The organism is Listeria weihenstephanensis, assembly GCF_003534205.1.
GTDB classification, from domain to species: Bacteria; Bacillota; Bacilli; order Lactobacillales; family Listeriaceae; genus Listeria_A; species Listeria_A weihenstephanensis.
In genome coordinates, this window is the sequence record NZ_CP011102.1 from 625,036 (window position 1) to 648,743 (window position 23,708).

Sequence of the window (23,708 nt, forward strand, 5' to 3'; positions counted from 1 at the left end):
CGGAGTGATATAATTTGTAATTATTGAAAGTGAGAAAGTAGGGTATATTAATGAGTGAATTCAAAGTTGGCGACATTATTACAGGTAAGGTGGCAGGAATCCAAGGATACGGCGCGTTTGTCGCATTGGATGACAAGACACAAGGATTAGTACACATTTCAGAAATCCACCACGGTTTTGTAAAAGACGTGCATGATTTTCTTGAAGTAGGCCAAGAGGTCAAAGTCAAAATTCTAGAAATCAATAGTGAGACAAATAAAATCAGTCTTTCTATCCGAGCTACAGAAGAAGCACCAGCAAAAACAAAACAAGAGTCAAAACGTCCACAACAACAGCAACAAATGTCATCAGGTCCAGACGAAGGTTTCAACACGCTGCGTGATAAGTTACAAGAATGGGTAGACAAAGCGGACAAATAAAACCATGAACCTAGGAGACTTCAGCGATTGGAGTTTCCTAATCATAAGGTTTTCTGTTTTTAATTAACAAACATTTTAGACAACATAGTTAATGACTACTCCGCGGGTTTGAATTTTTAGATAATTTTAAATATAAGGTCTTAAGGAGGTTTGCTCGTGAAAAGGGTATTGTTAGTAAAGGGATTTATTTATAATGAAAAAAAAGATGACATTTTACTCGTGAAAAATCGCGATTTGAAATGGGCATTTCCAGGAGGCAGAGTCGAAACTGATCAAACACTGGAACAAGCTCTTATTTCAAAAGTGAAGCAGCAAACAGGCGTGGATTGTACGATTGATAGCCTACTTTATGTGAAAGAACGCAGAACAGCTTGGGAGCATGTCTGTCTTTTTGTCTACAAAGCAACAGCTAGCGGAGAATTTTTGACACTTGAGAAGGATGATAGCGTATTCCATGCAAGATGGACCTCGATTCCACAAGCAGACGATTTACTTCATGATCAAGATGTTGCACTCAATAAACTTGTTTTAGAGAGTGGCGTTCCCTATATTTTGCCACAAGAAAGTTAGAGTATCACTATTCTTGCTAAATGAGGGCAGTTGTTATAAAGTGTATACTATAAATAGCACTATAATTTGGAGGGAAAACGATGACACATATTCAATTTGATTATTCAAATGCATTGAAATTTTTCGAGCAACATGAAATCGACTATTTACAACCAGCTGTCACTGCGGCGCATGAAGCATTACATAACGGCACTGGCGCAGGTAACGAGTATTTAGGATGGATTAACCTTCCTCGCGACTATGATAAAGAAGAGTTCGCCCGCATCCAAAAAGCAGCAGCAAAAATTAAAGCAGATTCGGAAGTTCTTATTGTTATTGGTATTGGTGGTTCATACCTTGGTGCCCGCGCGGCTATCGAGACATTGAATCATGCTTTTTATAACGTTTTGGACAAAGAAAAACGTCAAGCACCACAAGTTTTCTTCGCAGGAAATAGCATTAGCTCCAGTTACTTACATGACTTAATTGATGCAATAGATGGCAAAGATTTCTCAGTCAACGTTATTTCTAAATCAGGAACAACAACGGAACCAGCGATTGCATTCCGCGTATTTAAAGAACTTTTAGAGAAGAAATACGGCAAAGAAGAAGCTAAATCTCGTATATACGCAACAACTGACAAATCAAAAGGCGCGCTTAAAGAGTTATCTAATGCAGAAGGATACGAAACATTTGTTGTTCCAGATGACGTAGGCGGACGTTTTTCCGTACTTACAGCAGTTGGACTTTTACCAATCGCAGCAAGTGGCGTAGACATTGAAGCAATGATGAAAGGCGCTGACGCAGCTCGTGCTGATTTCAGTAGCCCAGAACTAGAAAAAAATATCGCATACCAATACGCAGCAGCTCGCAATGTTCTCTACCGTAAAGGCAAAGTAACAGAACTGCTTATCAATTACGAACCAGGTCTACAATATTTTAACGAGTGGTGGAAACAATTATTCGGTGAAAGTGAAGGTAAAGATCAAAAAGGTATTTATCCATCTAGCGCGAATTTCTCAACAGACCTGCATTCCCTTGGTCAATATATCCAAGAAGGACGTCGCAATATTTTTGAAACAGTCGTTAAAGTAACAAAAGCCCGTCACGAAATCACAATTAACAAAGAAGATAATGATTTAGACGGCTTGAACTACCTTGCTGGCGAAACTGTTGCCTATGTGAATGATAAAGCTTTCGAAGGGACATTGCTTGCCCACACAGATGGCGATGTGCCGAACTTTGTAGTAGAAGTTCCAGAACTTGATGCCTATTCATTCGGCTACCTTGTGTACTTCTTTGAAATTGCAGTTGGCGTGAGTGGCTATCTAAACGGTGTAAATCCATTCGATCAACCAGGTGTAGAAGCATACAAAGCAAATATGTTCGCTCTTCTAGGCAAACCAGGCTACGAAGAAAAGAAAGCAGAACTAGAAAAACGTTTGAAATAATACCTCAAATCTGCGTGGAGCCTCCAGAACTTAGGGATGTGCCACGCAGATTTTTTATTTAGCTTCACATCATGAAAGGAGAGAAAGATGCTTTCCATTGAACGAAAACAAGCCATCCTAAACTATGTAAAAAACAAAAAAATAGCAAGCGTCAACGAATTAGCACGTCATTTCAACGTTCATGAAGTTACAATTCGCCGTGATTTAAACACACTAGAACAAGAACAGAAATTAAAGAGAACACACGGTGGAGTCATGATTGAAGAAAAAATCATTTCCGAACCAGAATTTCAGAAGCGAGAAGAAGTCCAGTATGAAGAAAAGCAACGTATCGCTTCCTACGCCTCCTCCTTAATTAAAGAGGGTGACACAATCATCTTGGATTCAGGAACAACTACCGGTCACATTGCTAGAGCCATAAAAGATCGCACCAAGCTAACCGTTATTACAAATGATATCAATGTAGCAACAATCCTCAGACATTCAGCGATTAAAGTCATCGTTACAGGAGGAGTTTTATATCCAGAAACATACATGCTAAATGGAATGATCACAGAAGAAACACTTAGAAATCTCCATGTTCACAAAGCATTCGTAACCACCCCAGCCATTGATCTAGAAAAAGGCCTCATGCATTATGACGAGTATTTAGTACCGGCTAAAGTTCAAATGCTACACTCCGCAACAGAAGTTTTCCTAGTAACAGACCACACTAAGTTCGGTCGCATCTCTTTATACAAGTACGCTGATTTCAGCGATATTACAGGTATTATAACTGGTATTGAATTAGATTCTTCATTAAAGGAACGTTTTTCTGAGAGAGGTTTGAATATTAGCACCATCTAGTGAATATACATCAAAATAAATAATTATAAATAAATTTGCGAAATACTATTGCGTTTGTTGAATATACATGGTATTCTAGTTATCGTGCCTCTTATACGAGATCATGAAAGTCGCTAATAGCAAAGGATTATCAAGTATTTTGCTTGAAATATAGTCCTCAAATAACATTTAAACTTTTATTCAAAAAAAAGATGAAAAGTGTTGACAAAGATTAGCCCTAATGATACTATAAGAAGGTCGCTGCTAGATGAAAGCGAATGAGAGATTGACCTTTGAAAACTGAACAGAAACAAAGATAAAACCAATAGAGACAGCAATGTTTCTAGGTAAGAATCGCAGGGCGGAAATAGAAAGCTATTTCCAAAAGTAATACTAGTAAAGTAATTTGCTAGCGAAGTCAATTTGACGCAAGGATCTTATTCACGGTGTTGAATAAGTATTCAGATTCATCTTTAATTTTAAAGAGAGTTTGATCCTGGCTCAGGACGAACGCTGGCGGCGTGCCTAATACATGCAAGTCGAACGAACCGAAGAAAGAGCTTGCTCTTTCCGACGTTAGTGGCGGACGGGTGAGTAACACGTGGGCAACCTGCCTGTAAGTTGGGGATAACTTCGGGAAACCGGGGCTAATACCGAATGATAACAAGCGTCGCATGACGCCTGTTTGAAAGATGGTTTCGGCTATCGCTTACAGATGGGCCCGCGGTGCATTAGCTAGTTGGTAGGGTAATGGCCTACCAAGGCAACGATGCATAGCCGACCTGAGAGGGTGATCGGCCACACTGGGACTGAGACACGGCCCAGACTCCTACGGGAGGCAGCAGTAGGGAATCTTCCGCAATGGACGAAAGTCTGACGGAGCAACGCCGCGTGTGTGAAGAAGGTTTTCGGATCGTAAAGCACTGTTGTTAGAGAAGAACAAGGATAAGAGTAACTGCTTGTCCCTTGACGGTATCTAACCAGAAAGCCACGGCTAACTACGTGCCAGCAGCCGCGGTAATACGTAGGTGGCAAGCGTTGTCCGGATTTATTGGGCGTAAAGCGAGCGCAGGCGGTTTCTTAAGTCTGATGTGAAAGCCCCCGGCTCAACCGGGGAGGGTCATTGGAAACTGAGAGACTTGAATGCAGGAGAGGTAAGTGGAATTCCACGTGTAGCGGTGAAATGCGTAGATATGTGGAGGAACACCAGTGGCGAAGGCGGCTTACTGGCCTGTAATTGACGCTGAGGCTCGAAAGCGTGGGGAGCAAACAGGATTAGATACCCTGGTAGTCCACGCCGTAAACGATGAGTGCTAAGTGTTAGGGGGTTTCCGCCCCTTAGTGCTGCAGCTAACGCATTAAGCACTCCGCCTGGGGAGTACGACCGCAAGGTTGAAACTCAAAGGAATTGACGGGGGCCCGCACAAGTGGTGGAGCATGTGGTTTAATTCGAAGCAACGCGAAGAACCTTACCAGGTCTTGACATCCTTTGACCATTCTGGAGACAGAACTTTCCCTTCGGGGACAAAGTGACAGGTGGTGCATGGTTGTCGTCAGCTCGTGTCGTGAGATGTTGGGTTAAGTCCCGCAACGAGCGCAACCCTTAATTTTAGTTGCCAGCATTTAGTTGGGCACTCTAAAGTGACTGCCGGTGCAAGCCGGAGGAAGGTGGGGATGACGTCAAATCATCATGCCCCTTATGACCTGGGCTACACACGTGCTACAATGGATAATACAAAGGGTTGCCAAACCGCGAGGTCGAGCTAATCCCATAAAATTATTCTCAGTTCGGATTGTAGGCTGCAACTCGCCTACATGAAGCCGGAATCACTAGTAATCGTGGATCAGCATGCCACGGTGAATACGTTCCCGGGCCTTGTACACACCGCCCGTCACACCACGAGAGTTTGTAACACCCGAAGTCGGTAGGGTAACCTTTATGGAGCCAGCCGCCGAAGGTGGGACAGATAATTGGGGTGAAGTCGTAACAAGGTAGCCGTATCGGAAGGTGCGGCTGGATCACCTCCTTTCTAAGGAAAAGGAAACCTGCTTTTGTTTTATCTTCTGTTTTGTTCAGTTTTGAGAGATTTATCTCTTATTGTTAGTGGTAAGCACTTTTTTCTTACTAAAGAAAGAGGCGCTTTTTATTGACGGGCCTATAGCTCAGCTGGTTAGAGCGCACGCCTGATAAGCGTGAGGTCGATGGTTCGAGTCCATTTAGGCCCACTTTCTCTTCAAAAAGAAAGAGTCCACTAATAGCGCAATATATCCCTTATATTATGAAGGGGCCTTAGCTCAGCTGGGAGAGCGCCTGCTTTGCACGCAGGAGGTCAGCGGTTCGATCCCGCTAGGCTCCACCAAAGGAAAGTTGTTCTTTGAAAACTAGATAAGAAAGTTAGTAAAGTGCGGTATAAGTCTTTGACTTGTACCAACCAAGTAAGAACCGAGAATCAACTGAAAGTAATCTTTCAACTAACCGATACGGCCATCGCTGGCTCGTAGACGTTAGGAACATACCCGTGGCGAGTTCGAAAGAACAACGACCCACATGGTTAAGTTAGAAAGGGCGCACGGTGGATGCCTTGGCACTAGGAGCCGAAGAAGGACGGGACTAACACCGATATGCTTTGGGGAGCTGTACGTAAGCGTTGATCCAGAGATTTCCGAATGGGGGAACCCACTATCTTTAGTCGGATAGTATCCTTACGTGAATACATAGCGTAAGGAAGGCAGACCCAGGGAACTGAAACATCTAAGTACCTGGAGGAAGAGAAAGAAAAATCGATTTCCTGAGTAGCGGCGAGCGAAACGGAAAGAGCCCAAACCAAGAAGCTTGCTTCTTGGGGTTGTAGGACACTCTATACGGAGTTACAAAAGAAAGTGGTAAACGAAGTGGTCTGGAAAGGCCCGCCAAAGAAGGTAACAGCCCTGTAATTGAAATCATTTTCCCTCCAGAGTGGATCCTGAGTACGGCGGAACACGTGAAATTCCGTCGGAATCCGGGAGGACCATCTCCCAAGGCTAAATACTCCCTAGTGACCGATAGTGAACCAGTACCGTGAGGGAAAGGTGAAAAGCACCCCGGAAGGGGAGTGAAACAGTTCCTGAAACCGTGTGCCTACAAGTAGTTAGAGCCCGTTAATGGGTGATAGCGTGCCTTTTGTAGAATGAACCGGCGAGTTACGATTTGTTGCAAGGTTAAGCGGAAAAAGCGGAGCCGTAGCGAAAGCGAGTCTGAATAGGGCGCATGAGTAACAGGTCGTAGACCCGAAACCAGGTGATCTACCCATGTCCAGGATGAAGGTGAGGTAATACTCACTGGAGGTCCGAACCCACGCACGTTGAAAAGTGCGGGGATGAGGTGTGGGTAGCGGAGAAATTCCAATCGAACCTGGAGATAGCTGGTTCTCTCCGAAATAGCTTTAGGGCTAGCCTCGAGGTAAAGAGTCGTGGAGGTAGAGCACTGTTTGGACTAGGGGCCCTTCTCGGGTTACCGAATTCAGATAAACTCCGAATGCCATGTACTTATACTCGGGAGTCAGACTGCGAGTGATAAGATCCGTAGTCGAAAGGGAAACAGCCCAGACCACCAGTTAAGGTCCCAAAATATATGTTAAGTGGAAAAGGATGTGGGGTTGCATAGACAACCAGGATGTTGGCTTAGAAGCAGCCACCATTGAAAGAGTGCGTAATAGCTCACTGGTCGAGTGACCCCGCGCCGAAAATGTACCGGGGCTAAACATATTACCGAAACTGTGGATGAACATCTTTGGATGTTCGTGGTAGGAGAGCGTTCTAAGGGCGGTGAAGTCAGACCGGAAGGACTGGTGGAGCGCTTAGAAGTGAGAATGCCGGTATGAGTAGCGAAAGACGGGTGAGAATCCCGTCCACCGAATATCTAAGGTTTCCTGAGGAAGGCTCGTCCGCTCAGGGTTAGTCGGGACCTAAGCTGAGGCCGATAGGCGTAGGCGATGGACAACAGGTAGATATTCCTGTACCAGTGCTGTTTGTTTGAGCAATGGGGTGACACAGAAGGATAGGGAATCGCACGGATGGAAATGTGCGTCCAAGCAGTGAGTGTGAGAAGTAGGCAAATCCGCTTCTCGCGAAGCATGAGCTGTGATGGGGAAGGAAATTAAGTACGGAAGTTCCTGATTTCACGCTGTCAAGAAAAGCCTCTAGTTAGAATAGTACTGCCCGTACCGCAAACCGACACAGGTAGATGAGGAGAGAATCCTAAGGTGAGCGAGAGAACTCTCGTTAAGGAACTCGGCAAAATGACCCCGTAACTTCGGGAGAAGGGGTGCTCTATTAGGGTGAAAGCCCGAGAGAGCCGCAGTGAATAGGCCCAGGCGACTGTTTAGCAAAAACACAGGTCTCTGCAAAACCGTAAGGTGACGTATAGGGGCTGACGCCTGCCCGGTGCTGGAAGGTTAAGAGGAGTGCTTAGCGCAAGCGAAGGTACGAATTGAAGCCCCAGTAAACGGCGGCCGTAACTATAACGGTCCTAAGGTAGCGAAATTCCTTGTCGGGTAAGTTCCGACCCGCACGAAAGGCGCAACGATCTGGGCACTGTCTCAACGAGAGACTCGGTGAAATTATAGTACCTGTGAAGATGCAGGTTACCCGCGACAGGACGGAAAGACCCCGTGGAGCTTTACTGCAACCTGATATGGAATGTTTGTACCGCTTGTACAGGATAGGTAGGAGCCGAAGAGACGTGAGCGCTAGCTTACGAGGAGGCAATGGTGGGATACTACCCTGGCTGTATGACCATTCTAACCCACCACGCTTAGCGCGTGGGGAGACAGTGTCAGGTGGGCAGTTTGACTGGGGCGGTCGCCTCCTAAAGAGTAACGGAGGCGCCCAAAGGTTCCCTCAGAATGGATGGAAATCATTCGCAGAGTGTAAAGGCACAAGGGAGCTTGACTGCGAGACTGACAAGTCGAGCAGGGACGAAAGTCGGGCTTAGTGATCCGGTGGTTCCGCATGGAAGGGCCATCGCTCAACGGATAAAAGCTACCCCGGGGATAACAGGCTTATCTCCCCCAAGAGTCCACATCGACGGGGAGGTTTGGCACCTCGATGTCGGCTCGTCGCATCCTGGGGCTGTAGTCGGTCCCAAGGGTTGGGCTGTTCGCCCATTAAAGCGGCACGCGAGCTGGGTTCAGAACGTCGTGAGACAGTTCGGTCCCTATCCGTCGCGGGCGCAGGAAATTTGAGAGGAGCTGTCCTTAGTACGAGAGGACCGGGATGGACACACCGCTGGTGTACCAGTTGTTCCGCCAGGAGCATCGCTGGGTAGCTATGTGTGGCAGGGATAAACGCTGAAAGCATCTAAGCGTGAAGCCCCCCTCAAGATGAGATTTCCCATTTCTTCGGAAAGTAAGATCCCTGAAAGAAGATCAGGTAGATAGGTTTGGAGTGGAAGTATGGCGACATATGGAGCGGACAAATACTAATCGATCGAGGACTTAACCAAACGTAATATGGAGGCTCGGACTCCGAACGGTCACGCACAGACCGACTTTCTTATCTAGTTTTGAGAGAACAGCGTTCTTTCTATCAAAACATTGTCTGGTGGTTACGGCGAAGAGGTCACACCCGTTCCCATCCCGAACACGGAAGTTAAGCTTTTCAGCGCCGATGGTAGTAGGGGGCTTCCCCCTGTGAGAGTAGGTCGTCGCCGGGCAATGTATTATTCCACAGTAGCTCAGTTGGTAGAGCAATCGGCTGTTAACCGATCGGTCGCAAGTTCGAGTCTTGCCTGTGGAGCCATTATGGAGAGCTGTCCGAGTGGCCGAAGGAGCACGATTGGAAATCGTGTAGGCGGCGAAAGTTGTCTCAAGGGTTCAAATCCCTTGCTCTCCGTTCTCTATGACTATTTATTATTAAGGCCCGTTGGTCAAGCGGTTAAGACACCGCCCTTTCACGGCGGTATCACGGGTTCGATTCCCGTACGGGTCATTTTCATTTTGGGGGCTTAGCTCAGCTGGGAGAGCATCTGCCTTACAAGCAGAGGGTCAGCGGTTCGATCCCGTTAGCCCCCACCATTAATTATATTCTCTTTTCATATAGTTATTATATTATTGTCGCGGGGTGGAGCAGTCTGGTAGCTCGTCGGGCTCATAACCCGAAGGTCGCAGGTTCAAATCCTGTCCCCGCAATTAAAATTTTATATTTTAAATTTTAGTAGTGGTTCCGTGGTGTAGGGGTTAACATGCCTGCCTGTCACGCAGGAGATCGCGGGTTCAAATCCCGTCGGGACCGCCATTATGGCTTGGTAGCTCAGTTGGTAGAGCACTTGATTGAAGCTCAAGGTGTCGGCAGTTCGATTCTGTCCCAAGCCACCTTTATTATTATATTGGAGGGGTAGCGAAGTGGCTAAACGCGGCGGACTGTAAATCCGCTCCTTCGGGTTCGGCAGTTCGAATCTGCCCCCCTCCACCATTTTTATAGGGGCATAGTTTAAAGGTAGAACTAAGGTCTCCAAAACCTTCAGTGTGGGTTCGATTCCTACTGCCCCTGCCAAAATAATTAATTAAATAGTGGCGGGTGTGGCGAAGTGGTTAACGCACCTGATTGTGGTTCAGGCATTCGTGGGTTCGATTCCCATCATCCGCCCCATTTTTTTGAACGGTGGGCTATAGCCAAGCGGTAAGGCAACGGATTTTGATTCCGTCATGCGCTGGTTCGAATCCAGCTAGCCCAGTTTTAATTTTGCGGAAGTAGTTCAGTGGTAGAACATCACCTTGCCAAGGTGGGGGTCGCGAGTTCGAACCTCGTCTTCCGCTTATTTATTTTTATTCTGGCGCCATAGCCAAGTGGTAAGGCAGAGGTCTGCAAAACCTTTATCACCGGTTCAAATCCGGTTGGCGCCTCCATTGAAATTAAATTAAGAATAAAGTATAATGTAATAGTATTATGCCGGCGTGGCGGAATTGGCAGACGCGCTGGACTCAAAATCCAGTGATCTCACGATCGTGCCGGTTCGACCCCGGCCGCCGGTATCCAAAGGAATCCTAACATGATTAAAGTGTTAGGATTTTTTGTATATAGTAATATCCTTCCTTTGGATTGGGTTTCGTCACTTCTATCTTAAAGGATGTTGATATTACTGTGTATTTTTTTTGTCTTGAAATGAGAACAAAAAAATGCTGAGGCAGATTATTTTCTACCCCAACATTTATTATAGGACCTTTTTTTCTAGGACCTTTTTTCATGGGCTAGTAACCATTCTTTACGAGCTAAGCCGCCACCATAGCCGCCAAGTTCTCCGTTGCTGTTTATGACGCGATGACATGGAACAATAAGGGATAGTTGATTGGCTCCATTGGCTCGTGCTACAGCTCGGAAGGCTTTTGAATTGTTGATCTTATTTGCTAATTGACTGTACGAAACAGTATCGCCAAAAGGAATAGTCTGAAGGGTTTGCCATACGAGTTGTTGGAAATCAGAACCTTTGTAGGCGATGGGGACTTGAAATGATTTTAGATTACCCTCAAAATATGCGGTGAGTTCTTCACGCAACATGCTGAATATTGCCTGATTTCCTGGAATAATAGCGGCATGCCACTTTTTGCGTAACGTTTCAATTTCTGTTTCTAGGCCGCGGCGATCAACAAATTCTAATAAAATTAGTGCTTCTTCATTGGCGATAGCAACCATGGAACCAAGTGGGGTTTCGATCCAAGTGGAGACGAGAATTGTGAGTGACTTGGCGTTTTTAGGGATGGTTCCCATTGTGCGTGTGAAGGCATCTCGGAAGCCATTACCTGATTCGTAACCTCCCTCTAGTTGGGCGTCAATAATTGGTGCACCATTGCGAATATGATGGAAGGCAAAACCGAGACGGCGTGCCCTAGCGTATTCGATAAAGGTCATACCAAATTGCTTTTTAAATTGTCTTCTGGCGGTATTTGCGCTAATTGAGAGTTCATCAAAGTCTTTGTCGGTCCATTTTCGTTCTGGATTTTCTTCAATTGCTTGAACGAGTTGTTTTACTGATTCGGATAGATTGCTTGGATTGCTTAACGGCTGACATCGTTTGCATGGCCGGTAGGAAGCGAGAACGGCTTCTTGAGCGGTTTCAAAGAATTCACAGTTTGCTTTATTTGGTTTTTTGGCTGGGCAGGTTGGACGGCAGAGGATCCCAGTTGTTTTCACGCCAACGTAGAAAACTCCTTCGTAGCGAGTATCTTTTGCAACAAGCATATCGTAAAATTTATCTATTTTGGATTGCTCAATAATCATAGGTCAACTCCTCATCATTTTTTTCGCATTGGTTTCAAGTTGACCTTGTATATTTAAAAATGCGGTCGGTCCACAGCTAATTCTAGCAACGCCAGTATTTTTAAATAAACTGGGTTCGTAGCTTGTCATGATATTGACAGGAAGCGGGGAGTTTTCAGTGAAAATGCTGATTAAACTTAAATCTGTAAGCCCTGGAATAAAAATGCAATCAGCACCGGCTTCTTTGTATGCATCTGCGCGTTCTAGAGCTCGCTTTACAAGATCTGTTGTATGCATTGTTTCTTGAAAAAAAATATCGGTTCGCGCATTGATAAAAATGTCTTTATGAAGCTTTGTTGCGGTTGCTCGGATAGTTTGAATTCGCGCTGCTTGTTGTTCGATATTCCATAGTGTGTGTTCTTTGCGATCTTCAAAATTGATACCTTGTGCATCTAGTTGTAAGAAACGTTGGATATTTTCTGCGAGAGTATCTAGTGAATTGGAGTAGGCACTTTCGATATCAAGATTTAGCGGCAGGCTTGTATTTTGCCGGATTTGATTCAAGAACCAGAGATTTTGGTCTAGTGGGAGCATTTCGCCGTCATTGTAACCCCAGGCCTGTGCTATGGCGAAACTACTTGTTGCGATCGCTTTGGCACCAGCATTTTCGACGGCTTTCATGGATGCGATGTCCCAAATATTATATAGAATTAAAGGTTCCTTTTGAAAATGAGGCTCTTTGAACTGCGTGTATAAATCCATTTTATCATCTCCTAATCATTTGATAAAGTTATTATAACGCAAGGAGGAGGGTGCCGTACTCAGAAAATTAACATCAATGTCAGGAGCGGGATGTACATAAATACTCGCAAAAGGGCTGAAATATGGAGACTTGATGACATTTGGTGAATAATTTAATCATTCTCATATGTCTTTACGTGACGATTATCATGTAACTAGGGTAGAATGAGGTATACCAGTAAAAATAGCATAGGCTATTACGAGGATGATATATGTAAATTTGGATGAAATAGTCGAGGAGGAGTCGTATAATGAGTATTTTAGTATTAGGTGGCGCGGGTTATGTAGGTTCCCATGCGGTGGATCAATTGGAGAACAGAGGGTACAAGGTAGTCGTGATTGATAATTTACAAACGGGTCATGTGGAATCGTTACATCCAGATGCTACGTTTTATAAAGGTGATATTCGAGATAAAGCATTCATGCAGGATGTTTTTAAAAAGGAAGACATTGATGGTGTCATCCATTTTGCCGCGAATTCATTGGTGGGCGAGTCGGTTGAAATGCCACTCGAATACTTCAATAATAATGTTTATGGGACGCAAGTGGCGCTTGAAGTTATGGAAGAGTTCGGTGTTAAAAACATCGTCTTTTCTTCATCGGCTGCAACATACGGCGAGCCTAAAGTGATTCCAATTAAAGAAGATGCACCGACCAATCCTGAAAGCCCGTATGGCGAAACGAAATTAATGATGGAAAAAATCTTGAAATGGTGTGATAGAGCATATGATACGCGTTTTGTAGCTTTGCGCTATTTCAATGTTGCTGGTGCTAAATCGGATGGTACGATTGGTGAAGATCATAATCCAGAGTCCCATCTTGTTCCGATTATTTTACAAACAGCGCTAGGACAACGCGCGGAGCTATCTATTTTTGGTGATGATTATGCGACTGAAGATGGTACGTGTATTCGTGATTATGTCCATGTGGTTGACCTAGTTGATGCGCATATTTTAGCATTGGAATACTTGAAAAACAGTGGCGAAAGCAATATTTTCAATCTGGGCAGTAGCCAAGGTTTTTCTGTGAAGGAGATGCTTGAGGCTGCTCGAAAAGTGACGGGAAAAGAGATTCCTGCTAAAATTGTACCAAGACGTGCGGGCGATCCGAGTACGTTGATTGCTTCGAGCGATAAGGCGCGGAGTGTTTTGAAATGGAATCCGCAATTTACCGACGTGACGAAAATTATTGAGGATGCTTGGAATTGGCACTCAAAAAATCCGAATGGTTACGGGAAATAAGGTAGAAATGAGTTGGGATAATGGGGATTACGAAGCGAAAGTTTGGTGTGTTACGCGGAACTGATGTGACGGAATATCGATTGGAGAACGCGAACGGTTTGCTAATTTGCGCGCTGGATTATGGTGGGATTGTGACCGAGGTGCGTGTGCCGGATCGTGACGGGAAGTTTGAGAATGTTTCGCTCGGATTTACTACGCTGGATGAATATTTAGCGCATTCGCCTTACTTTGGCGCGCTCGTTGGAAGAATTGCTGGACGGATTCGTGGCGGGAAGTTTGAATTAGACGGGGAAGTCTATGAGCTTACGAAAAATGCTGGTGAGAATCAGGTTCATGGTGGGCCAAACAATTTTAGTAAGACGATTTGGGATGCTGAGCCGTTTGAAGTGGACGGTGCTGTTGGATTGAAATTAGCGCTTACGAGTCCGGATGGGATGAACGGTTTTCCCGGGAAATTGGAAGTGGAAGTAACGTATACGTTGACGAATAATGATGAATGGAAAATTAAGTATGAAGCAAAATCGGATGCAAAAACAGTGTTTAATCCGACGAACCATATTTATTTTAACTTGACGGGTGACGCGAGCCAGACTGTTTTAGGACATGAATTGAGGCTTACGAGTGATTATTTTGCCGCGCAGGGTGAGGACTCTATTCCTACGGGTGCGCTTGTCGATGTGACGGGAACGGTGTTTGATTTCCGTGATGGCCGAGCGATTCGAGATGGTACATTGAGTGAAGACGCGCAGACGAGACTTGTAGGCGATGGCTATGATCATGCGTTTTTATTGGATCATGCGACGGCAGATGTGGATGCTAGGCTTTATGATCCTGTATCTGGACGCGTGATGACGATGAAAACGGATTGTGATTCGGTTGTTGTTTATACGAGTAACCATTTTTCCGGTGCGTTTCAGATCGATGGTAAAACGGTGCCGAAATATGCTGGAATTACGATGGAAACGCAAGGTTTACCAAACGCGATGAACGAAGCTAATTTTGGTTCGGTAGTACTTGAACAGGATGAACTTTTTGAATCGGAAACGGTTTTTAGATTTGATGTGAAGTAGTTTTTTATTAGGAAGGAGTGCTTGGAATGAATTGGCAGGATGAATATCAAAAATGGTTGGCGAATGAGGATTTAGAGGCGAGTTTGAAAGAAAAATTGCATGCGGAGAAAGATGATAAGGTGCTGGAGGACAGTTTCTATCGCAATATGGAATTCGGAACGGCTGGTATGCGTGGGATTCTTGGTGCTGGAACGAACCGCATGAATATTTATACGATTCGTAAAGCCTCGGAAGGTTTGGCTCGTTATGTTGCTGAAAATGGTGAAGAGGCGAAGAAACGTGGCGTGGTTATTGCGTATGATTGCCGCCATATGTCGACGGAATTTGCGTATGAATCAGCGAGGGTCCTTGGTTTTCACGGGATTAAGAGTTATGTGTTTGAGACGTTGCGTCCGACGCCGGAATTATCGTTTGCTGTGCGTCATTTGAATGCTTTTAGTGGTATCGTGATTACGGCGAGTCACAATCCAGCGGAGTATAATGGTTACAAGGTTTATGGTGAAGACGGTGGGCAAATGCCGCCACATGGTGCAGACGCGGTGACGAGATACATTGATGAAATTGATGATATTTTTGCGGTGAAGGTGTCTGATAAAGCGGAACTTATTGCAAAGGGTATGCTTGACGTTATCAGTGAAAAAGTCGACACACCTTACTTGGAAAAAGTGAAGACGGTGATTGTGAATAACGAGTTAGTTTCGAAGCATGGTAAGGATTTGAAAATTGTCTTTACACCGCTGCACGGAACGGGCGGGATGCTAGGTTTGAAGGCGCTGGAAAGTGTTGGTTTCACAAATGTAATTCAAGTGAAAGAGCAGTTTGAGCCTGATCCTAATTTTACAACGGTAAAATCGCCGAATCCTGAAAATCGTGAGGCATTTGAAGTCGCGATTGCTTATGGTGAGAAATATGACGCTGATTTATTAGTTGGAACGGATCCAGATGCGGACCGTCTTGGTGTTGTTATTCGCACGAAATCTGGGAAATATGAAGTCCTTAGCGGCAATCAGATTGGTGCGCTCATTTTACACTACTTGTTGAAACAGAAAAAAGCGCAGAACGAATTGCCGAAAAATGCGGCTGTTTTAAAATCAATTGTAACATCGGACTTAGGAACGCTGATTGCGGAACATTTTGATGTGGAAATGATGGAAGTGCTGACGGGCTTCAAGTTTATCGCGGAGAAAATTCACCAATTTGAGGAGACGGGTTCGCATACGTTTGAATTTGGATATGAGGAAAGTAATGGTTTCATGGTGAAGCCGTTCACGCGTGATAAAGATGCGATTCAGGCGCTTCTTGCCATTTGTGAAGTGACGTTGGATAGTAAGCAAGATGGTAAAACGCTCGCGGAAGATTTGGATGAGATTTATCAACAATTTGGCTATTTTAAAGAGGAGCTCGTTTCTTTAACGATGAGTGGGAAAGATGGCTCGGAGCAAATTGGGAACATTATGAAGTCGTTCCGTGAATCAGTGCCAACAACAATGGGTGGCGAGAAGATTGCTAAAGTCGAGGATTATCAACTTAGTGAGCGTCATTATTTGGATACCGATAAGAAGGAAAGTATTGATATGTCTAAATCAAACGTGATTAAGTGTTTCCTTGAAGATGGTTCATGGTTCTGCCTTCGCCCATCTGGCACAGAGCCGAAAATCAAGTTCTACTTTAGTATTAAAGGTGAAACAGAAGCGAGCGCGACGGAGAAATTAGAGCGAGTTCGTAAAGCTTTGTTAGAAATTGTGGAGAAATAAAGTACGGAAAATTGGCTTAGGGAATTCATATCTCTAGGCCTTTTTTATTGGGGGTATGAGTAATGATTGGAGTGCGGGAAGTATATGGGAAGCTATTAAATGAGCTGGGGTATCAGGAATGGTGGCCTGCCGAAACGGATTTTGAAATGATGATTGGCGCGATTTTAACGCAAAATACGAATTGGAAAAATGTTGAGAAGGCGTTTGTGAATTTAGAGGGGGTTCTAGAGCCTGAGAAAATTCAGGATATGGAATTGGAAGAATTGGCGCAGCGTATTCGGCCAAGCGGTTTTTTCAATCAGAAGGCGATCAAGATAAAGGCTTTTGTTGCTTGGTTTGAGATGTATGATTTCAATGTGGATGAGGTGAAAAAGCAACCAATGGAGCGGCTACGTGCGGAGTTACTTGCTATCAATGGTATCGGTCCGGAGACAGCAGATTGTATGTTGGCGTATGCGTTTGATAAACCGATATTGGTCATTGATGCTTATACAAGGCGCGTTTTCGGGCGTGTTGGATATGAGGTGCCTAAGAAATATGATGATTTTCGGCAGATGCTAGAGGCGCATATGCCAAATGAGCTCCAAGTCTTGCAGGAGTTTCACGCATTGATTGTGATGCACTGCAAAAATCATTGCTTGAAAACGCCGATATGTCAGGGATGTCCACTAGAAAATGATTGCCTTAAAATTGGTGTAGAGTCAATATGATTATTCGCATATTTTAATACAAACCTTTCCTGCGTTTTGCGAGCTGGGCGGTAATGAATTGTTCGTCTAAATAGGAGGATAATTCTATGCTAAATTTGATCTTTCGAATGCCGTTCTGTTTTCGATCGGTTTGGATAAAGAGAACGCCAAGCTCGAAAAATAAATGGCTTAATTGGAAGGTCGTTTTTTGTTTTTGGCAGCAGGCAATGCCGAGGTGAATATATTCGATCGCGTTTAGATATTCGGATTGGTTGGCATAAAGGCGTGCGATATTCAAATAGATCGTAGGCATAAATTCAGAAGGTTCTTTTTGTTTATGTAAGTAAAGGAGACATTGATTCAGATATTTCAAGGCATAGATTTCGTTATTATCGTCTAAATAAGCGAGCGCTAAATAGCTGCTTATTAAGGCTTCGTGCGTGGTGGCGTGACGATTATTAAGCGCAAGAGCTTGTTCGAAAGCTTGAATCGAATTTTTGGGTGCCATTTTATATTGAAGTTCACAAACGCCAAGAAAAAAGTAATAGTGTGTCGCATGGGAATGTGTTTCAAATAAGGCGAGTGTTTTTTTATGTAAACTGGCGTAAAGCGTCTCAAAATCATGACTGAAAAAGAGCTCTTGTAGCTCTTTTTTTAATTGGATAAATGGAGAATCAAGCTCCGATGTGGATAAAAGGGCGTCGACGGTAATGCCAAGTTTTTGACAGATATTATGGATGATGAGGACACTGGGTATTTCTAGTCCTTGTTCGACACGGCTAAGTAAGCTTTGGGAACAAATACCTTCAGCGAGTTGTTTTTGAGTCAGTTCTAGATCCGTTCGTAGATTTTTGATTGTTTTTCCAAGTTCTTTTGTCATTTTTGATCACCTCAATAGTTCAATTTATGCGAATAGTCATTTGAAAGATAGCGGATTCTTTCTTAGTATAAAGGTTACAAGATAAAATTCAAGTAGTATGCGCTTTTTAAAGGAGGCTTGGTGATGACGGAGAAATGGATGTTGCTTGATCAGTCGAAATTAGATCCTGCAGTGAATATGGCGGTGGACGAGAAGTTAATGGACTGGCATCGTGCGGGTTTGATTCCGCCGGTTTTGCGATTTTATGGGTGGACGCCAGCGGGGCTTTCGGTGGGTTATTTTCAACGTACGGAGGGGAAGATTGATCGGGAGGCAGTAGCGAGCCATGGTTTTCGGTTAGTACGGCGCCCAACTGGAGGTCAGGCGGTGCTTCATGATGATGAGTTGACGTATAGTTTTGTTATTTCGGAGGAGCATCAAGGTGTGCCAAAAACGATTAAAGAGGCTCATAAACTAATTTCGGAGGCGCTTCTGTTGGGATTGGAAAAGTTGGATATTGATGCGAGTTTTGCCATGCCGGATGAGAAAAAGCAGGCTAGTGGGACGGCGATTTGTTTTGAAGAGCCATCTTGGTATGAAATCACGCTAAATGGAAGAAAAGTGATTGGTAGTGCGCAGGCGAGGCACGACGGGATTTTGTTGCAGCATGGTTCGATACCGCTACATATGAATGCTGTTGAATTATTTGATCTGTTTGTTTTTGAGAACGACCGAGTAAAGGAACGGATGCTGCGGGCTTTCGGCGGGAAAGCGGCGGGAATTTTTGATTTGATTGGTAGAGAGATTCCGATAGAGGAGATGAAAGAGGCGTTCCAGCGAGGGTTTGCGGAAGTTTTTGAAGTGAGTTTTGAAACGTTAACATTGACGGATGCGCAGTGGGATGAGATTCACACGCTTGCTGAGCAGAAATTCAGACGGGAAAGCTATTTATTTTCGCGGTAGAAGGGGGATTTTGTGATTGGAAAAGAAGAAGGAACATGTGCGGAAACCGGATTGGTTGAAAATTAAGATTAGTAATAGTGAGAGTTTCAAAGCGGTGAAGAGCAATCTGCGTGAGAATCATTTGCATACGGTTTGTGAGGAAGCTAAATGTCCGAATATCCAAGAATGTTTTGGTGAGCGCAAAACAGCGACATTCATGATACTTGGTGATATTTGTACGCGAGCTTGTCGATTTTGCGCGGTGACGACGGGGGCTCCGACGAATTTGGATTTGGGCGAGCCTAAGCGTGTGGCGGATTCGGTTGCCGCGATGGGACTTCGACACGTTGTGATTACAGCGGTTGCGAGGGATGATTTGGCGGATGGTGGTTCGGAGGTTTTTGCGAATACGGTGAACGCGATTCGGTATCGGATGCCGCACACGACGGTTGAAGTTTTGCCATCGGATATGAAGGGTGATTATGAAAGTTTGAAAACGTTGCTTGATGCGAAACCAGATATTTTTAATCATAATATTGAGACGGTGAGACGGTTGACGCCGCAAGTTCGGCATCGTGCGACATATGATCGGTCACTTGAGTTATTGCAACGTGTTCGGGATATGGAGCCAGAATTGCCGACGAAATCGAGTATTATGGTTGGGCTTGGTGAGACGCGCGAGGAAATTTTGGAAACGATGGATGATTTATTGGCGCATGGTGTTGAAATTTTGACGATTGGACAGTATTTGCAACCCTCTAAAAAACATTATCCAGTGGAGCGTTACTATGACCCACGTGAGTTCAGGGAATTGAAACGGATAGCTCGGAAAAAAGGCTTTATTCATTGTGAGTCTGGTCCGATGGTACGCTCAAGTTATCATGCGGATGAGCAGGTGAATGCGGCTGCAAAAAGGCGACGGGAGCAAGCAGGATTATAATATGTAAGAAAAACCATCGCTCCGATTGATGCAGAGCGATGGTTTTAAGTGTGTTAGTGTTTATTTTACTGTAACATCAATGCGTTTGATTTCTTTGTATTGTGCATCTACGAATACGACTTCGGCTTTGTCTGTTTTGTTTTTAATTAGTCCGAAGATACCTTTTAGCGTGTATGTGCCGTTTGCAATATCTAAATCTGCTTGTTTCACTACAACACCGTTAACCCATAGGCGAACTTTTGAAGTGCCTTCACCGTATGAACCGCTAAGTGTGTTTTGACCGATAAAGTATGTGTCAGCTGTAAATGTGTTGCCATAAGAATCAGAACCAGGAACGCTCACTGTTTTGCGGTTGATTTCTTTATATTGGCTGTCTACTGCGACAACTTCTACTTTATCAAGAGGGCTTGTAATGAATTTATCTGCATTAGGGAACGTATATGAGCCATCAGCATTCATCGTTGCTTGTGTTACGACTTTATCATTAACCCATAGGCGGACTTTAGAAACATCTTTACCAGCTTTACCAGTAATGTTTTTGTCACCTAGGTTTAATTTATCGACTGTCAATGCATTGTCAAAAGTAGATGTTCCTGAAACGGCTACGTCTTGACGGTTTACTTCTACAAACTTCGAGTCTACTGCTACAACTTCAACTTTGTCGCCAACGAGTTTAATGAAGTTTGCTGCTGTTGGGAATTCGTATGTGCCGTCAGCATTGATTACGCCTTGAACTGCTACAACACCGTTGACCCATAGGCGAACTTTAGAAACGTTTTTGCCGACTGTTCCAGTTACTTTTGTGTCGCCCATTTTGAATGGGTTTGTTGTTAGAGAGTAGTCGAAAGCTTGTGTTACTTTTGTTGAGGCTGTTGCTGTTTTGTTGTTGGATGCTTTTGTAACTGTAGCGGTAATTGTTGCATTTGCTGCTTGTTTTGCGATAGCTACTTCAAAAGTACCGTCTGCTTTGACTGTACCAGTACCAATTGTTGTTGTGCCATTTTTGATGATTACTGGTGCGTTTGGTTCGCCTTTACCGGTAACTTTTGTAGAATTGCTTGATAGTGTGTCGATTGTTGTTGGTGCGATATAGTTAAATGCTGTGATAGCTTTGTCTAATTCTGCTTGGACTGCTGTCTTGTCAGTAGCCTTTGTAATGGCATCTACTTTTGCTTGTGCTGCGTCGATGTTGGCTTGTGTCAGGTCAGATTTGATTCCTTTTGAAGTATCGCCATCAACGAATAGATTACTTACTGCGGTTTGCGCTTCAGTAACTAGCTGTGCATCTGTTTTGAAGGTAATCTCTTTTTGAAATACTAGATTACCATTACTAAAAACTTGAACCGAGACACGATGTGATGGAGCAATCATTGCAGGAGTGCTTATTTTTATAAGGCCATCTTCATCAACTATCGATGTGTAGCGATCAAGAGAATCTTTATTATTTCTGACATCAGCAATAAGTCGCGCAAAACCAGTTGCTTCATAATCATCTATTAATAAATATCTGAAATTCGATGATTGTTGTTTATCTAAATTCAAAGTAACTTTGCCATCGCTAGAAACAGAAAACTCTTTAATAGATTCAGCAGCTACTTTTGGTATTTGTTCTGTAAGTGATTTTTGTGCGAGTGCAATATTTGCTTGGAGGGCATCTTTGTCTGCACCATTCACCAGTGCAGCTACTTTTACTTTTGCTGCGTCGATATTGGCTTGTGTGAGGTCAGATTTGATTCCTCTTGAAGTATCGCCATCGATGAATAGAGAGTTGACTGATGTTTGTGCGGCTTGTTTTAATTCTAGGTTTGCAAGGCCTTGATTTGCTTTATCGATCGCTGTTTGCATTGCTGTTTTGTCGATTGTGCTAACAACTAAATTAAGTGCTTCTTGGGCCGCATCAATATCCGCTTGGGTTGTAGCTGGTTTGATATCTTTTGTTGTATCGTTATCGATGAATAAAGCGTCTACTAGAGATTTAGACTTGTCTAGAGAACCATCATAAATCATTATTTTCGTGGGAATACTTAGACTCTCATATTCAGGACGCGTTCCAACATAGCCTTGCGCAAACTCAATATAACTGCCAGGTGCATAACTTGATAAATCTAGATTGAATGTTAATGCTTCCTCAGTCATTGGTATCTGATTTATACCAAATATTAGTTTTCCATCAGCATCAAAAATTCTTAATGTTTCTACAATATAAAGAGAAGGGTTATTTACTGTAATACTCTTAGTAGAGGTAGTTACTGTGGTCTCATTAATCTGTAGTTTTGGATACCTAACTGCGGTTTTTGTAACAGGACTCTCAACACCATTTACGATTTGACTAATAAAAACAGATTTACCTGCTACTAAGTTTAAATTATGAGTTGAGATACTGAATGTACCATCGGCATTGATGTTTGTATATTCATAAGTTGCGTATACGGATTGATTTAAATTATGCAACTCTACCTTGATAGATGTTGCGTTAGGGTCTGCCTTACCTGTAATTTGAGTAGAGGTTGCATCAATGGGGTTTACGATTGGGCTTGCGACACTTACTGGTGTTTCTGCTGCATGTGTCCCGATTGGTAAAGTTGTTAACACCGTGCTTGCTAATACGTTTGTTGCTAGGATTACTGTTGCGACTTTTTTGATATTCTTATTCATTGTTTATTAATTCCTCCATAAAATTTTTTTTGAATTTTTAATCTTTTTGTGACTGGCATGTAAGTGAAAGATAGTTACGAGCTTATTGCTTATTTCCTCCTTCAATCTATTCTGCTTATTGCGTCCTGTGGTGATTCCCGTCTGTTTAATGTGCTGTGCCCTTACCACTTCTATATAATATCATGGTCGAACCGACTAAAAAACACAGTACTTCCGCAAAATGGAAAGAGGTTGTGTATATTTTGTGACCATTTAGAAAAGGGAAATGAAACGCCCGGCTGATTTACTTTGTTAGGTTTTTGGGTTTGAATATGTTAGAATGGGTTTGTGTATTAGTATAGAAGAAAGTAGCGTCAATTTGCATAATGGGACTACTTTTTTGAGATAGGAAAGGTTGGGCTAGTGATGGCGACGAATCATTTGCAATTAGTTATTATTACGGGGATGAGTGGGGCAGGAAAGACTGTCGCAATGCAATCTTTAGAGGATTTAGGATATTTTTGTGTGGATAATTTACCACCGAGTCTATTGCCGAAGTTCTGGGAATTGATGAAGGAATCTGGAAAAATGAATAAAATTGCGCTTGTAATGGATTTGCGTGGACGTGAATTTTTCGATTCGATTCAGCCGGCGTTGGATGAGTTAGATAATACGTCATTTATTACGACGAAAATGCTGTTTTTAGATGCGGATGATCAGGTTTTGGTATCGCGTTATAAGGAGACGAGACGTCATCACCCGCTTGAGCCGAATGGTTCTGTTTTGGAGGGCATTAAGCAGGAGCGAGAGTTGTTGGAGGACTTGAAGGGGCGTTCGCAACTCGTGATTAATACGTCGACATTGGCGCCGCGTGAGCTTCGGGAACGGATGAATAATGAGTTTCAGACGAGTGATCGGGAAGTTTTTAACGTGCAGGTGATGTCGTTTGGGTTTAAATATGGTTTGCCGATTGATGCGGACTTAGTGTTTGATGTGCGTTTCTTGCCGAATCCGCATTATATTGATAAGATGCGTCCGCTGACTGGACTGGATAAAGATGTGTATAATTATGTGATGAAATGGCCGGAGACGGAGACTTTCTTGAATAAATTGATGGATATGGTCTTGTTTACATTGCCGTATTATAAGCGTGAAGGGAAGACGCAACTTGTCATTGCGATTGGCTGTACGGGCGGGCAACACCGGTCTGTGGCGCTTTCTGAGTACGTTGGTAATAATTTGAAAACGAAATATGAAACACAAATTTCGCATCGGGATATGAAACGTAGAAAGGGAAACTGA

15 protein-coding genes, 16 tRNA genes and 3 rRNA genes are annotated in these 23,708 nt (G+C 43.7%); 30 read left to right on the top strand and 4 right to left on the bottom strand.

Features of this window, described 5'->3' with window-relative positions:
• The first annotated feature begins 50 nt into the window (after window positions 1-50).
• From yugI to UE46_RS03080, 23 genes are all read left to right on the top strand, one after another.
• The gene (gene yugI / locus UE46_RS02970; RefSeq protein WP_036063586.1) at window positions 51-419 is read left to right on the top strand and encodes a S1 domain-containing post-transcriptional regulator GSP13; all 369 of its coding nucleotides are present in this window, start codon (window positions 51-53) and stop codon (window positions 417-419) included.
• Between the two features lie 156 nt (window positions 420-575).
• Complete coding sequence (locus UE46_RS02975; RefSeq protein ID WP_036063584.1) at window positions 576-989, top strand: NUDIX hydrolase; 414 nt, start codon at window positions 576-578, stop codon at window positions 987-989.
• Window positions 990-1,069: 80 nt separating this feature from the next.
• A complete protein-coding gene (locus tag UE46_RS02980; RefSeq protein WP_036063582.1) occupies window positions 1,070-2,419 on the top strand; it encodes a glucose-6-phosphate isomerase in 1,350 nt (449 codons plus the stop codon).
• Window positions 2,420-2,506: 87 nt separating this feature from the next.
• The gene (locus tag UE46_RS02985; RefSeq protein ID WP_036063579.1) at window positions 2,507-3,265 is read left to right on the top strand and encodes a DeoR/GlpR family DNA-binding transcription regulator; all 759 of its coding nucleotides are present in this window, start codon (window positions 2,507-2,509) and stop codon (window positions 3,263-3,265) included.
• A 457-nt stretch (window positions 3,266-3,722) separates the two neighbouring features.
• Window positions 3,723-5,274: ribosomal RNA gene (locus UE46_RS02990) — 16S ribosomal RNA — on the top strand.
• Window positions 5,275-5,396: 122 nt separating this feature from the next.
• A tRNA-Ile gene (locus tag UE46_RS02995) sits at window positions 5,397-5,470 on the top strand.
• Window positions 5,471-5,528: 58 nt separating this feature from the next.
• Window positions 5,529-5,604: transfer RNA gene (locus UE46_RS03000), tRNA-Ala, on the top strand.
• 190 nt (window positions 5,605-5,794) lie between these two features.
• A 23S ribosomal RNA gene (locus UE46_RS03005) occupies window positions 5,795-8,726 on the top strand.
• 94 nt (window positions 8,727-8,820) lie between these two features.
• Window positions 8,821-8,936: ribosomal RNA gene (rrf, locus tag UE46_RS03010) — 5S ribosomal RNA — on the top strand.
• The 16S, 23S and 5S rRNA genes sit together here with 16 tRNA genes alongside, the layout of an rRNA operon.
• Window positions 8,937-8,946: 10 nt before the next feature.
• Window positions 8,947-9,022: transfer RNA gene (locus tag UE46_RS03015), tRNA-Asn, on the top strand.
• Between the two features lie 4 nt (window positions 9,023-9,026).
• Window positions 9,027-9,115, top strand: a tRNA-Ser gene (locus UE46_RS03020).
• Window positions 9,116-9,139: 24 nt separating this feature from the next.
• A tRNA-Glu gene (locus tag UE46_RS03025) sits at window positions 9,140-9,211 on the top strand.
• 10 nt (window positions 9,212-9,221) lie between these two features.
• Window positions 9,222-9,297: transfer RNA gene (locus UE46_RS03030), tRNA-Val, on the top strand.
• A gap of 40 nt (window positions 9,298-9,337) precedes the next feature.
• Window positions 9,338-9,411, top strand: a tRNA-Met gene (locus UE46_RS03035).
• A gap of 30 nt (window positions 9,412-9,441) precedes the next feature.
• Window positions 9,442-9,517, top strand: a tRNA-Asp gene (locus UE46_RS03040).
• A gap of 4 nt (window positions 9,518-9,521) precedes the next feature.
• Window positions 9,522-9,594: transfer RNA gene (locus UE46_RS03045), tRNA-Phe, on the top strand.
• 16 nt (window positions 9,595-9,610) lie between these two features.
• A tRNA-Tyr gene (locus UE46_RS03050) sits at window positions 9,611-9,694 on the top strand.
• A gap of 7 nt (window positions 9,695-9,701) precedes the next feature.
• Window positions 9,702-9,775 (top strand) — tRNA-Trp (locus tag UE46_RS03055).
• Window positions 9,776-9,795: 20 nt separating this feature from the next.
• A tRNA-His gene (locus UE46_RS03060) sits at window positions 9,796-9,871 on the top strand.
• A 13-nt stretch (window positions 9,872-9,884) separates the two neighbouring features.
• Window positions 9,885-9,956: transfer RNA gene (locus UE46_RS03065), tRNA-Gln, on the top strand.
• A 10-nt stretch (window positions 9,957-9,966) separates the two neighbouring features.
• Window positions 9,967-10,038, top strand: a tRNA-Gly gene (locus tag UE46_RS03070).
• Between the two features lie 16 nt (window positions 10,039-10,054).
• Window positions 10,055-10,128: transfer RNA gene (locus UE46_RS03075), tRNA-Cys, on the top strand.
• Window positions 10,129-10,170: 42 nt separating this feature from the next.
• Window positions 10,171-10,254: transfer RNA gene (locus UE46_RS03080), tRNA-Leu, on the top strand.
• Window positions 10,255-10,450: 196 nt separating this feature from the next.
• Here the strand turns inward: UE46_RS03080 and UE46_RS03085 are convergent.
• A complete protein-coding gene (locus UE46_RS03085) occupies window positions 10,451-11,497 on the bottom strand; it encodes a bifunctional transcriptional activator/DNA repair enzyme AdaA (protein ID WP_118907383.1) in 1,047 nt (348 codons plus the stop codon).
• Between the two features lie 3 nt (window positions 11,498-11,500).
• Entirely contained in the window at window positions 11,501-12,238 is a 738-nt protein-coding gene (locus UE46_RS03090; protein ID WP_118907384.1) for an isocitrate lyase/PEP mutase family protein, read from the bottom strand.
• A 290-nt stretch (window positions 12,239-12,528) separates the two neighbouring features.
• Here UE46_RS03090 and galE point away from each other — a divergent pair, with 290 nt between their 5' ends.
• The 4 genes from galE to UE46_RS03110 all read left to right on the top strand — a co-directional run bounded on the left by galE (window position 12,529) and on the right by UE46_RS03110 (window position 17,052).
• Window positions 12,529-13,518, top strand: coding sequence for a UDP-glucose 4-epimerase GalE (gene galE / locus UE46_RS03095; protein WP_036062079.1), 990 nt, complete (start codon window positions 12,529-12,531; stop codon window positions 13,516-13,518).
• 20 nt (window positions 13,519-13,538) lie between these two features.
• Window positions 13,539-14,588 (top strand): aldose epimerase family protein, encoded by a 1,050-nt coding sequence (locus tag UE46_RS03100; RefSeq protein ID WP_036062078.1) that lies wholly within the window; start codon window positions 13,539-13,541, stop codon window positions 14,586-14,588.
• Window positions 14,589-14,614: 26 nt separating this feature from the next.
• Window positions 14,615-16,342 carry a phospho-sugar mutase gene (locus UE46_RS03105; protein WP_036062077.1) on the top strand — a complete coding sequence of 576 codons (1,728 nt, stop codon included), beginning with the start codon at window positions 14,615-14,617 and terminating at the stop codon, window positions 16,340-16,342.
• Between the two features lie 62 nt (window positions 16,343-16,404).
• Window positions 16,405-17,052, top strand: a complete 648-nt coding sequence (locus UE46_RS03110; RefSeq protein WP_036062076.1) for an endonuclease III domain-containing protein — start codon at window positions 16,405-16,407, stop codon at window positions 17,050-17,052.
• Window positions 17,053-17,065: 13 nt separating this feature from the next.
• On the opposite strand, the gene UE46_RS03115 is transcribed toward UE46_RS03110, so the two are convergent.
• Window positions 17,066-17,911, bottom strand: coding sequence for a helix-turn-helix domain-containing protein (locus tag UE46_RS03115; protein WP_036062075.1), 846 nt, complete (start codon window positions 17,909-17,911; stop codon window positions 17,066-17,068).
• Between the two features lie 123 nt (window positions 17,912-18,034).
• On the opposite strand from UE46_RS03115, the gene UE46_RS03120 reads away from it, so the two are divergent.
• A complete protein-coding gene (locus tag UE46_RS03120; RefSeq protein ID WP_051493013.1) occupies window positions 18,035-18,853 on the top strand; it encodes a lipoate--protein ligase family protein in 819 nt (272 codons plus the stop codon).
• A gap of 16 nt (window positions 18,854-18,869) precedes the next feature.
• A complete protein-coding gene (gene lipA / locus UE46_RS03125; protein WP_036062073.1) occupies window positions 18,870-19,772 on the top strand; it encodes a lipoyl synthase in 903 nt (300 codons plus the stop codon).
• A 60-nt stretch (window positions 19,773-19,832) separates the two neighbouring features.
• Here the strand turns inward: lipA and UE46_RS03130 are convergent, their stop codons facing one another.
• Window positions 19,833-22,427, bottom strand: coding sequence for an immunoglobulin-like domain-containing protein (locus tag UE46_RS03130; protein WP_118907385.1), 2,595 nt, complete (start codon window positions 22,425-22,427; stop codon window positions 19,833-19,835).
• 405 nt (window positions 22,428-22,832) lie between these two features.
• Between UE46_RS03130 and rapZ the strand changes: the two genes are divergently transcribed.
• Window positions 22,833-23,708: an RNase adapter RapZ gene (gene rapZ, locus UE46_RS03135; RefSeq protein WP_036062071.1), complete on the top strand. Its 876-nt coding sequence runs from the start codon at window positions 22,833-22,835 to the stop codon at window positions 23,706-23,708.